9 protein-coding genes and 1 riboswitch are annotated in these 11,897 nt (G+C 40.5%); of the genes, 2 read left to right on the forward strand and 7 right to left on the reverse strand.

All coding sequences use genetic code 11. The features are described 5' to 3' along the window. Nucleotides 1–5 precede the first annotated feature (5 nt). From BUC20_RS07085 to BUC20_RS07100, 4 genes are all read right to left on the reverse strand, one after another. Complete coding sequence (locus BUC20_RS07085; RefSeq protein ID WP_073229138.1) at nucleotides 6–1,103, reverse strand: YncE family protein; 1,098 nt, start codon at nucleotides 1,101–1,103, stop codon at nucleotides 6–8. Between the two features lie 64 nt (nucleotides 1,104–1,167). Beyond that, entirely contained in the window at nucleotides 1,168–2,025 is an 858-nt protein-coding gene (locus tag BUC20_RS07090; RefSeq protein ID WP_073229141.1) for a cell surface protein, read from the reverse strand. Nucleotides 2,026–2,148: 123 nt separating this feature from the next. Next, nucleotides 2,149–3,300 carry a YncE family protein gene (locus tag BUC20_RS07095; RefSeq protein WP_073229585.1) on the reverse strand — a complete coding sequence of 384 codons (1,152 nt, stop codon included), beginning with the start codon at nucleotides 3,298–3,300 and terminating at the stop codon, nucleotides 2,149–2,151. A 1-nt stretch (nucleotide 3,301) separates the two neighbouring features. Further along, on the reverse strand, nucleotides 3,302–5,359 hold the full coding sequence (locus tag BUC20_RS07100; protein ID WP_073229143.1) for a TonB-dependent receptor plug domain-containing protein: 2,058 nt from the start codon (nucleotides 5,357–5,359) through the stop codon (nucleotides 3,302–3,304). A 98-nt stretch (nucleotides 5,360–5,457) separates the two neighbouring features. Next, nucleotides 5,458–5,664, reverse strand: a riboswitch (cobalamin riboswitch). A gap of 114 nt (nucleotides 5,665–5,778) precedes the next feature. On the opposite strand from BUC20_RS07100, the gene BUC20_RS07105 reads away from it, so the two are divergent. Beyond that, nucleotides 5,779–7,026: a serine hydrolase gene (locus BUC20_RS07105; protein WP_073229146.1), complete on the forward strand. Its 1,248-nt coding sequence runs from the start codon at nucleotides 5,779–5,781 to the stop codon at nucleotides 7,024–7,026. A gap of 319 nt (nucleotides 7,027–7,345) precedes the next feature. On the opposite strand, the gene BUC20_RS07110 is transcribed toward BUC20_RS07105, so the two are convergent. From BUC20_RS07110 to BUC20_RS07120, 3 genes are all read right to left on the reverse strand, one after another. Beyond that, nucleotides 7,346–8,224 carry a polyphosphate kinase 2 family protein gene (locus BUC20_RS07110; protein ID WP_073229149.1) on the reverse strand — a complete coding sequence of 293 codons (879 nt, stop codon included), beginning with the start codon at nucleotides 8,222–8,224 and terminating at the stop codon, nucleotides 7,346–7,348. Between the two features lie 339 nt (nucleotides 8,225–8,563). Continuing rightward, entirely contained in the window at nucleotides 8,564–8,737 is a 174-nt protein-coding gene (locus BUC20_RS33890) for a hypothetical protein (RefSeq protein WP_159441066.1), read from the reverse strand. 49 nt (nucleotides 8,738–8,786) lie between these two features. Next, entirely contained in the window at nucleotides 8,787–9,059 is a 273-nt protein-coding gene (locus BUC20_RS07120) for a hypothetical protein (RefSeq protein ID WP_073229154.1), read from the reverse strand. Between the two features lie 242 nt (nucleotides 9,060–9,301). Here BUC20_RS07120 and BUC20_RS07125 point away from each other — a divergent pair, with 242 nt between their 5' ends. Continuing rightward, nucleotides 9,302–11,767 (forward strand): penicillin-binding protein 1A, encoded by a 2,466-nt coding sequence (locus tag BUC20_RS07125; RefSeq protein ID WP_073229157.1) that lies wholly within the window; start codon nucleotides 9,302–9,304, stop codon nucleotides 11,765–11,767. The last annotated feature ends 130 nt before the right edge of the window (nucleotides 11,768–11,897 follow it).

The following is an 11,897-nucleotide window of genomic DNA, read 5'->3' on the forward strand; positions in this document are numbered from 1 at the left end:
AACGATTAATAACCGTATCTGAATGCAGCGAGTTTAGGCATAAGTCCTGCGTCAAAAGAGAATTTCTTTTTACCATCAGCGCTAAAGCAGAAGAATTGAGAAGCTTTGGAATCACCAATAAAAACATCCTGAGTTAATGGATTTACAGTTAATCCGTACGCTGCCCCAAGCTTGGTGTCATCTTTAATGAAATCTGATCCCACATCATTCGTAGCAAGGCTAAACTCCTTAAGGAAATAATTTGGCCAAGTGCTGATCGAGTAGGCTTTAGTACCATTAACCGCCAAAAACTCCAGGCTAGCCTTATCGTTTGAAGTGACTTTAGTATCAGTAACACTGCTTATTTTATCTACACTAGCTTTGATATCAGCGTAATTTCCTTTTGTAATCACAAACAGTTCTCCCGTTTTTGTAGCAGTAATATTAGTAGGGTTATATCCCACAGGAATGGATTTCGACTTAGTAAATGTATTCAAATCTACCACCGAGACAGAAGAATTGTCGGCAGTTCCATATTGAAAATGAGCAGAATTTACAACATATAGTTTATTATTGACAACAGCCATTTGCTCCAGGGCGCCACCAACGAGGACTCTGGATTCAATAGCCAGACTTGCCGTATCAATTTTAGTGATCTTGCCATCGTAGGAAGAAACATAAGCCTTATCTTTATTGAAGACCACATACCTTGGTAAGAAACCTTCTGTTGCATCCGAAAAAGGAATCCGTTTAATGGATTTTCCTGTAGCAATACTCATCACCTCCAGATAGGAGTCCTTTGCTGCCTTAGTAGTACCTAAAACCACACAATACAATTTGCTTCCATATTGCTGCAAATCATTGGCATTTGCACCAAGCGAAGTCGAATTCTGCTTTTTAAAATAATCCTTTTCCACTGTTTTCGTGGCAATATCATAATAACTGATGCTACTGTTATTGGTTCCGGGAAGATCCGAAAAGTAAGCTTCGTTCAGGACATAAACGCCGATGGTAGAAATAGGTCCAGGTACGATATCAGGCATTTTATCCTTCTTACAGGATGAAAATCCGGCCATAAGTACAGCGGCAAATGAAATCGATTTTAGAGTATTGTTTAGTTTCATGGTCTATATTTTTAATGTTTAGGTTTTATGATGTTTGTTATAATAATGATTTGCTTGTCTATGCTTATTTAACGAGACTCAGATCTGAGACGCTACTGATTTCTGTAGAAATTTCTCCTACCGCCTTCAGGTTTGCCTGAATACCAGTTTGGATTTTTATAAAATCTATGCCCGTTAAAACCACATTTTTTCCATCCTTATCTACTGCATTTGAAATGTCTATCGCATCTCCGGTAACCTGGTTATCTGCGTATCCTGATGTAAATGGCATACTTACAATCAGTCCGGGATTGGTCATGTTTACATTAGTAGATGGAAGTAATGAACCTTTTAAAGTGTATTGGCTGGTACTGATCCAATCCGGATAATAAGATTGTGTATGGGAAGCATTTATGCCAACCACACCCGAATTGCCTTTATTATCTTTCCAGGCCACATCGCCATTAGCTGGTGTAGGTTTGGTATAGGTGACTTCATAATCCCGGATATATCCGGTTTTACCGGATTCACTCCCTGCAATCTCATACCAGGTATCATCAGGTTTACCATTTTTGTTGTCGTCTTTCATCACCCATACCACTCCTGGTTCAGCAAAATTTGATTGAGCATTTCCTTTTATCATAATGTCCGCAAGATCTTTCCGGTTCGTCACCGTATGGTCAAAGCCAAGAACAATGTACCCACCCCAGGCACCAAGGCTTACCAACCCCTCTTTCTTCAAGATACCTTTAGCGGCTTCCATCGTGCCAAAAGACATATTTATAAACTGTCCTGGTGCGGGAACATAATCGAACAGGCTGGTCACAAACTGATTACTTTCAGGAACAACAGGAACCTCAATTTCAGTATTCCGGTCCTTTTTACATCCGAACAAAAAAGCGCTGACCATAAGTCCTGCAACCAGATATTTTTTAGTATTCATTTTGTTGAATTTAGTATAGGTTCAATTGAATTCAGTATTAATTTAATGGTTAATGAGTTGCGTTATGTTTTAAATGATGGCCTGCAATCCGCGCTGATATAAATGAAATACGCTAAAAAAGTATTACTTATAAACAAATGCAAAATGAGCGGGAATATCTCCTGTAGTTGCCGACCATTGCTTTACTCCTGCCGGACTAAAACAATACAGCGTTCCCGGCGAAACATAATCCTTTGCATCGGTTACATATACTTCTTTCGTAGAGGGATCAACAGCAATACCATAAGGAATTACAATATTTTTATCGGTTCCGTCGGTAATAAATCTGGTGCCCAGTATTTTTTCGTTGATCACATCCAGCATGCCATAGGTAACGGTCATCTTTCCTGTATGATGACTCCATTCGGTACTATAGAAATAGGCAATATCATTGCTGATGGTTAAATTACTGACTGCTACATCAAACTGTTTTTTCACCTGATCTGTTTTTGTATCGATCACAAACATTTTGGACTTAATGTCCAGATAATCCCCTCTTGAAGTCACGTATAAGTCGCCAGATTTATCCGCCTTCAAGCGGTGAAGGTTGATGGCCACATCGATTCTCTTTGTTTCTGTAAAGGAGTTTAAATCAACAACTGAAACGGTACGTTCATAATTCTGCGGACTGTAACCTCCGGAGTTGGCAACATATAATTTATCGTTAATGATGGCCATTTCTTCCGGCTGGCGCCCTACTTTGACCCTTCTGATTTCCTTCAATGTGGTGGTATCAATTTCTGCAACAATCCCGTTTGGCTCTGCGGGATTTCCCACCTGCCCAAGGTAGGCACTCACATAGGCTTTCCCTTTATTAAAGGTAATGTAACGACAATTGGTAATGTCGATTTGATTGATGCGCTTACCCGTTTTCACGTCCAGCACTTCCACTTTATTAGAAATATTAACTACAATATATAGTTTTGAGCCGAATACCGCCGCGTCATTGCCTACATCTCCAAGTCCTTTCACTTGTGAGGGATTGGCCTCATTATAAATATTCCTACGATATTGTCCGAGACCAAAATCCACATAATCCAGGGAAGCTTTGTTCATTCCCATATTGCCTTCATTGACGAGATAAAATCCTTTCATCTTATGATCAGGTTTTGGTGGAAATAAATACTCCCGTACTTCCTTAATGACCTGCGGATCCTTACGGCATGCACTGGTCAGCATTACTGCCAGTAATAAAACCGTAAGTATTTTTGAGGAGATCGATTTAATTGTATTCATATTAATAATCATAAGTTAGGGTAAAACGATAGGAACGACCAGGCATTGGGTAATTGGTAACCACTTCAAATGGTTGATTAAGGAGGTTATTCACCTCTGCTGTAAGCCGGACTTTCCGATTGTGAATCAATGTATTGTAATGTATGGCCATATCATGGGTATAAAAAGGCTGTACATAATTCTCGAGACTATTGAATGCCTGGTTATAGCGTTGTCCCGTATAAAGATAACTATAGTTCATCGAAAACTGCCGGTACGTTGCACTGGCCAGAATTGAAATGTTATGTACAGGGATATATGGAATCTGATGGTGATAAGACGAGGTCTTTTCTACATTTATCGCTTTCTGATATGTATAATTCAGGCCAGCATTCAGGCTTAAATCCTTATTCAGCTGCCATGCAGATTGCATATTTACATCCAGACCTTTAATCTCTACCATCCCCATGTTCATCATGATCCATATGGCCTGTGAAGTTCCCGGCACTGCCACAATTTTATCTTTCACTTTGTTATAGTAAGCATCTGCCTGTATAGAGAACTGAGTTAAGGCCTGATCTTCATATCCTTTTATATAAGTAAAACCAAGATCATATTGTTTGGTATACTCCGGCTTAATCGACCGGGGCTGAAAAAAGGTAAAGTATAAATCATTAAATGTTGGCATCCGGAAAATGCTCTTATAAAAAGAACGTATCCTGAATTCCTTTTGTCCGAATGGCTGCCAGGAAACCAAAACCGATGGAGTGAGTTCATTCCTGTTGTCCGGCTGTGGTCCGGTCTCCACCTTTTCAGACACGATGGTACTCAATACATTTGCCTGAATATCCAGTCTGTCAAAATGAAACTGCGTAGCGAATGCGTTTAAAAAGGTATATCTTCTGGGATAAGCAAAACGATACAGATTGGCATTCATATCACCCATCTGATAATCCGAAGACAAGACCAGGTCCCAGAACTTATTTACTTTAAACTTATTTGCCAGGGAAAAGTATACTTCCTGCTGATAATACCTGTTGTCTAAAAGGCCATCCACCGACACAATATCCGGGTTCAGGTAACGCTGGTAGTCATTGGTATATTTTCCGACAGCCATCAGGCTATATCTTCCTATATTTTTTTCAAAAGACGATTGCGCAAATAAATTCCGGTTCCACTGCCGCTGAGAAAAATGCCATACATTGGCCACAATAGCACCGGGCAGACCATGTTCGTCATTATAGCCATACAGCTTCACACTCCATTTACTACTGTCCCGAAGGATTCCGTTGAGCCCCAGTTCCAATCTCATCGTTTGGATATCCCCATCAGTTCTTACTCCTGTGGTGTCCCATCCTCCACTGAAAGAGCGAAACTTATAACGTCCATGGGCGTTCTTAAATTCTGCGCTGAGGGTACTGTAAGTATGATCTGTAATTTTAGACTGCCATAGTAAGGAAGGATTAACCAGGCCAAAAGAGCCCGTCTTAAATGTTCCTTTAAAGCGGTTACTGCGTCCATCCTCAAAATTTGGCTGTCTGGATTTCAGGTATAAAGAACTTGATGAAGCAAAGCCCCTGGCAGATTGAAAAATCGCACTCTTCTGTCCGTTATACAATTCGATCTCTTCAATATTATCCAAAGAAAATTTGCCCAGATCTACCTGTCCGTTCTGTGCATTCCCAATCTGTGCGCCATCATAAAATACTGCGGTATGGGTACTGCCCATACTGCGGACATTGATGGTTTTTAAGCCGCCAATCCCGCCATAGTCTTTCAGCTGTACTCCGGAAAAGAAACGTACCGCATCTGCCACAGAAAGGCTGTTCAGCTTTTCCAGTTCTGCACCGGAAAGAATTTGTAAGGGGGTTGAGGAGGTTTGTCGCCTGGTGATTTTTATCCTTCTGATCTGGACTTCTTTCAGGTCATTGACCTTATTCAGTGAATCCTTCCTGGATAACTTTACCGAATCGGTCTGTGCCTGTAAATTTAAAGGCATAATTCCTCCAAGCCAGCTAATGGCAAGGAAAGTAAAAAAACAAGGATTTATACCTTTAATGGTAAAATTGTTTCTTCTCATTTTTGTTGTGAGTTATTTACCCACAGCAAACAGTTGGATCAAGGAAATGAAATACAAAAAACAAGCACTCACTCCAAGCTTCAATCCCCGAAAGCTATGAAATATTACACCTAATGGCAGGTCTTCTGACTTACTCCCGGACATTCTGCCTTCCCAATCAATAACTCTAAACAATTAAGAGTCAGACAAGTGGCTTCGATTTGAATACCGTTATGGAGCTTACAGCTGCGGGACAGTTACGGAATCACACCGTATTCCCTTTTAATCCCGATGCAACACCGGGAACCAAAAAGCGAGGCAAAGGTACTCAAATATCCTGCTAACAACAAACTTTTACAATTGACCTGCTATTTAGCATTTCCTTGCTATCTTAGGAGTACTGTTATTTTAATAAGAAGACAATTAATCCTGCAACAACGATGAAGACGAAAATTCCTACCCTACTCATCCTGATGTTCAGCCTGAATACCATGGCACAACAAACTGATACTGTTCTTATTGAGCAACTGATGCGCAACAACCCGGAACTCTTCTCCAACGTACTAAACCACCCGCAAAAAAATCAGGTTCAATTATTATATACACAGGTAAACCGGAACAATAAAAATATCCCCAGCTTCAAAAGCTATAGCTATAACCTCGATAACCACAGGTACTTCTACCCTGCGAGCACCGTAAAACTTGCTGCAGTCATCTTTGCCCTCGAGAAAATTAATGAATTAAAGATAAAAGGACTGAGTGCAAAAAGTACCATGCTCACAGATTCGGCCTATGCCGGACAAACAAAGGTATCCAAAGACAGTACTTCCGGTGATGGCCTCCCTTCAGTAGAACATTACATCAAAAAGATCCTGTTAACGAGTGATAACGATGCCTTTAACCGGCTCTTCGAATTTATTGGACGTGCAGAAATCAATGCCAAACTAAAAAAATACGGATTTAATGACAGCAGGATATTAAACAGGCTGGCCATAGGCGACTCAGGAGAAACGGCAAAGCATACCAATCCCATCAGATTCTACAATAAAAATACATTGATCTATACCCAGACCGAACAATACGACCCCAAAGAATATCCCCTTCAGCTGAGCAATACCAGTATGGGGAAAGGTTATCTAGACAGTACCGATCAGCTGGTCAATAAACCTTTCAGCCTGGAAAATAAAAATGCCTTCAGCATCTCCGATCAGCAAGCCATGATGCGTAAACTCATCAGCCCCGAAGCATTTCCGGAAAACGAAAGGTTTAAGCTGAGTGCAGAAGACTACAAACTTATCTACACCCAAATGAGTAAATTACCTACAGAAAGCATTTATCCCTCTTATAACCCCACAGAATTCTGGCCTGCCTATGCAAAAATGCTCTATTATGGCAGAGAAAAGGATGCGGTCATTGAGCCCAACATCAGAATATTCAATAAATACGGAGACTCTTACGGCTTCATCATCGACAATGCCTATTTCGTAGATTTAAAGAACAAGGTCGAATTCTTCCTTACTGCCGTTGTACAATCAAATGAAGATGGCATTTATAATGACGATAAATACGAATATGAGACAGTTTGCTATCCTTTCATGGGAAATATAGGGCGTATTATTTATCAATATGAGTTAGAAAGGAAACGGGAAAGAACTCCTGATTTAAGCAAATTTAAGTTAGTGTACTAGTCTGAGTCTGGTGCATTCAATTCGCCTATTTAGGAAAAAAAGAAGCATTTTATTCAAAGGCTGAAATCTTAGCCCTGAAGGGGGCAAATCTTTCTATGCCTTTTCATAAGACGCATCTTTTTTTTAAAACCCACAAGCTATCTGTCCAAAGGTTATCCGGCAAAGTTATGCTATCATAAGGTGCAGATCCTTCTATTCCACCATACTATCTCCACCATGCCATTCAACAAAAAGAAGTTTTCTGTGAGAGGGCATAGAAATTTTTGCCCCCTTCAGGGCAAAAGGTTTCAGCCGTCGAATAGAATGCTTCTTTTTACTTTTAATCCTGAAGAAGGGCCTCCTTTATTTCAGCAAGCTTTTTCGCTTCTTCTTCAGCAAGCACAGGAAACTTAAGATTCAATCGTGTAAAATGTTCTTCAAGGATCTGGCTGATTGCCAATCTTGCATGCCATTTTTTATCAGCAGGAATGATATACCATGGTGCCTGTTCGGTTGAAGTTTCTTCTATAGCCCTTTCATAGGCTTCCATATATTCCTTCCACCTTCCCCGCTCTGTAATATCTGCGGAGGAGAACTTCCAGTTTTTTGCAGGGTCATTGATTCTATCCAGGAAGCGGGATTTTTGTTCATCTTTTGAGACGTTCAGGAATATTTTAATGATTACTGTTCCGTTATTGGAAATATGTTTCTCAAAGTTACGGATGCTCTCGTACCTGTTTTCCCAGAATTTATCGTCTATATTTTTGACATCCTGATAACCTGGAATATTTTCACTCAGTACATATTCCGGGTGGACTTTACAAACGAGCACGTTTTCATAATGCGACCTGTTGTGTATACCAATCCTGCCTCTCTCAGGTAATGCTTTATAGTGTCTCCAAAGAAAGTCATGTTCATATTCTTCGGATGTAGGAGTTTTAAAACTATAGACCTGACATCCCTGGGGATTTAATCCCGACATAACGTGTGAGATCGCACTGTCTTTTCCAGCGGCATCCATCGCCTGAAACAGGATAAGTATAGAATGGGCATTTGCAGCGTATAAGGTTTCCTGTAATTTGCTCAACCTTTCTTTAATTTCTTCCAGCTCCTCCTTCCCCTCCTCCTTTTCCTGATCTCCATTATAGGTGGTGTCGTAATCTTTCAATGAAACTTTCTTTCCCGGTGTAGCAAGGTATTTTTCGATCTCTTTTTTCATGTATGCAATTGTTTTTAAAGGGTTATGAAGCGATCCTCAACATCTCTCAGTGAGTACCATTCCTTGACATCCTCTTCATTAAATATAGAGATAGTCTTATACATTTTAGCATATACCGTTCCAATAATGCCTTTATTTCCTTTGTCTTTCAAAAAAGGCGAAATAAAATCCGATAATATTTTAGTCTGCATCATCAGGGATAAATGTGCAGTATTGGGAACTGTCGCTGGTTGAAATTTTGGTTGTTCGGTTGAAGCTTATTTACCGGATTAATCCAGAGCTATGGTGACTTTTTCAGGAGCTGAAAAAGACAAATACGAAACAGGTAAGAAGTTAAAATTAATAGATATTGGAAGCTGAGGTGTGCGGATTATTAAGATAGATAAGAATTCCTACCACTACAAAAACGGTACAAACAATTCCAACTACCAGCCTTTTGCTAATGGTTACTTCGGATTCCGGCCGTGTAAAGCCTATTACCAGTTCGAAAATTACCCAAAGTACTTCTGCCATATTCGGTTAAGTTATTTATACTAAAGTAAATATAAAAAATTAAATATTACTATTTTGTCTCTCTCCATTTTCCAGCCACAAAGTTCCCGAAAATAACGAAAGCAATTCCAATCATGATATCGACCACAAGCCATTCCCAAAAGAAACCAAATTCAGCTTTAAGACCAGCATCAGTAAGTTTACCACCTGTAACCAGATAAAAGGGAAAGGGAAAACCCAACTTTGTGAATCCGTCAGCGGCGGCATTGTCTTCATACGTAAACAAAGTGAATAAGGCAAAAATCAGGAAAAGAATCCCTGATCTGATCAGCTTAATTTTCATAGGCCCAAATCATCCGGTTTTTATCAAAATCATCAGCATCACTGAGCGTTACTCTTTAAGCTTTAGACCGTTGTCAAAATACTTTACAGCGGTCATTTAACACCTATAATTTGTAGTTTACAGTCTGATCTCTTTAATTTAAATATAGAATAAAATTTAAGTAAATTAATTACGTTAATTTGTACTGCAAGTTTTAACACAATTTAACACTAACTGTTTTACGTTTTTTTGATCTTTATCCCATGTTTAAAGAAATTCGCAATAAGTATATCCGTTATCCAAGCATATTCCTATTCTGTATTATCATCTTCTTTTGCGCGTTGCAACTCAACTTTTTATGGTTATTTGGCTATTCGCCATCCTATAAAGACATTAAAGCCCCTACCCTTCGTGTGGGATCTGAATTGTACACAGCTGATGGTAAGCTGATTGGCCGCTATTACAAAGAGAACCGGACCCCTGTAAGCTTCAACGAGATTGCACCAAGTGTGATCAAAGCATTGGTAGCCACAGAAGATGTCCGTTTCTATAGCCATATGGGAATAGATTTCCGCTCTTTACTTTCCAGCGGACTCTCCACTGCAACCGGCGACAAGCGTGGGGCAAGTACCATCACACAACAGCTGGCCAAGAACCTTTACCGCACCCGGTATAACAAATCACAAGGTTTCATCAAACACATTCCGGTAGTACGTACCATCGTTTCCAAATTAAAGGAATGGATGACTGCCGTGAAGTTAGAGTCTAACTATCCGAAAGACGACATCATCACCATGTACCTCAATACCGTATCCTTTGGAAACAATGCTTATGGTATTAAAACTGCGGCAAGGATTTATTTTGATAAGGAAACCAATGAACTGGATGTTCCGGAATCCGCATTGCTTGTGGGCATGCTGAAAGGTACCAGCCTTTACAACCCGATAAAGAATCCTGTTAAAGCCCTCGAACGCAGAAATGTTGCCCTGGCTCAGATGAACAAATACAACTACATCACTGCTGCAGAGCTGAACACCTATAAAAGCACCCCGATAAAACTCAAGGAAGGTCGTATCGATGAAGGTAGTGATGGTGATTCTTATCTCAGAGCAGCGGTTGATAAATACCTGGAAAAATGGGCGAACGACAATGATTACGACCTTTACGAAGATGGTTTGAAGATCTATACCACCATCGATTCCAAGCTTCAGAAATATGCAGAAGAAGCGGTAGCCGAACAAATGAAAACCATACAGAGAAGGTTCTACAGTGTTTGGGGCAAAGAAGATCCATGGGAAGATTCTGAAAAGAAAAAAGTAGATTATCCGGACCGCGCCATGCGCAAGCTGCCGATCTACGCCATGCTCGAAAAAAAATACAGCAACACTCCGGATTCTGTGAAGGCCTATTTCGAAAAAAAGAAAAAGATGAAAATCTTTACCTGGAAAGGTGACCGTGATACGCTCTTCTCTACTATGGATTCTATCCGTTATTACGGAAAAATTATGAATACCGGAATGATGACGATGGATCCCTTCAGCGGAAAAATCAAAGTATGGGTGGGCGGAATCGACCATAAATTTTTCAAATACGACCACGTTAACCAGAGCAAAAGACAGGCAGGCTCTACATTTAAACCTTTCGCTTACCTGGCCGCATTGCAGGATGGCATGAGCCCTTGCGATAAATTCACGGATAAACCGGTTAAAATCAAATACGAAGAAAACGGAAAAACAGAATATTGGGAGCCTAAAAATGCAGACTGGAACTATAGCTACCGCGAAATGTCTTTGCGCTGGGCAATGGGTAAATCAGTAAATACCATTACCGCACAGGTTACAGAAGCCGTGGGTGCAGAAAACGTAGTGAAATGGGCCCATGAATGTGGAATCGAAAGTCCGCTTAAGTCAGTACCATCTGTGAGTTTAGGTCCAAATGATGTGACGGTATTTGAAATGGTCAGGGCCTACAGTACCTTCCTTAACGAAGGCGTAAGAACTGAACCTATCCTCGTTGAAAAGATCACAGATCAGGACAACAATATCATTGAAGAGTTCAAAGCAAAAACAAAAAGGGTACTTTCTGAAGAAATTGCATGGCTGATGCTGTATATGCTCAGAGGTGGAATGGAAGAGCCTGGAGGAACCTCTCAGGCACTTTGGGAATGGGATCTCTGGAAAAACAACAACCAGATTGGTGGAAAAACAGGGACTTCATCTGATTATGTGGATGCCTGGTATATGGGGGTTACCAAAGACCTGGTTACTGGTGTCTGGGTAGGCTGTGATGAGCGTACTGCTCACTTCAAAAACGGAGAAACCGGTGAAGGATCCAGAACAGCCTTACCGATCTTTGCCAAGTTCATGGAAAAAGTTTACCATGATCCAAGTACGGGTTATACCTATGGTGCTTTCCCTAAATCAAAAGTAAAGATCACCAGGGAGATCAATTGTCCGAGTCCGAGGATTCGGGTAGATACTTCCAGCTCGGATAGTCTTTCGGTAGATTCTACCGCCTTTACCCCTCCTGTAGTGGAAGAACAACAGCCGGTGTTAAAAGAGGAAGACATCATCAAAACCGAAGAAAAGAAAATTCCGGAGCCTGTCAAACAGCCTGCGACTGAAGTTCCCTTAACCAGAAAAGAAAAAAGAGAACTGAGAAGAAAACAGCGCGAAGAGGAGAAGGAAAAAGAACGGATCAAAAAAGAACAGGAAAAGAATAATCAATAAAACTCATAGGAATGTCGATGCCCCGCCCCAAAAGGTCCGGGGCATTTACTCGAAGCTTCCTCCTGAAATTTTGGTTTGCCTGTAGCGTATTGCAGTCGCCTGTCGTTCTCTTTGAAATAACTGCGGCTGC

The sequence above is a fragment of the Pedobacter caeni genome (genome assembly GCF_900129215.1).
Classification (GTDB): Bacteria; Bacteroidota; Bacteroidia; order Sphingobacteriales; family Sphingobacteriaceae; genus Pedobacter; species Pedobacter caeni.

Coding starts and splice junctions, on each gene's coding strand:
- BUC20_RS07105 (WP_073229146.1), top strand. CDS start 5,779: ATGAAGACGAAAATTCCTACCCTACTCATCCTGATGTTCAGCCTGAAT.
- BUC20_RS07125 (WP_073229157.1), top strand. CDS start 9,302: ATGTTTAAAGAAATTCGCAATAAGTATATCCGTTATCCAAGCATATTC.
- BUC20_RS07095 (WP_073229585.1), bottom strand. CDS start 3,300: ATGAATACAATTAAATCGATCTCCTCAAAAATACTTACGGTTTTATTA.
- BUC20_RS07090 (WP_073229141.1), bottom strand. CDS start 2,025: ATGAATACTAAAAAATATCTGGTTGCAGGACTTATGGTCAGCGCTTTT.
- BUC20_RS33890 (WP_159441066.1), bottom strand. CDS start 8,737: ATGGCAGAAGTACTTTGGGTAATTTTCGAACTGGTAATAGGCTTTACA.
- BUC20_RS07100 (WP_073229143.1), bottom strand. CDS start 5,359: ATGAGAAGAAACAATTTTACCATTAAAGGTATAAATCCTTGTTTTTTT.
- BUC20_RS07120 (WP_073229154.1), bottom strand. CDS start 9,059: ATGAAAATTAAGCTGATCAGATCAGGGATTCTTTTCCTGATTTTTGCC.
- BUC20_RS07085 (WP_073229138.1), bottom strand. CDS start 1,103: ATGAAACTAAACAATACTCTAAAATCGATTTCATTTGCCGCTGTACTT.
- BUC20_RS07110 (WP_073229149.1), bottom strand. CDS start 8,224: ATGAAAAAAGAGATCGAAAAATACCTTGCTACACCGGGAAAGAAAGTT.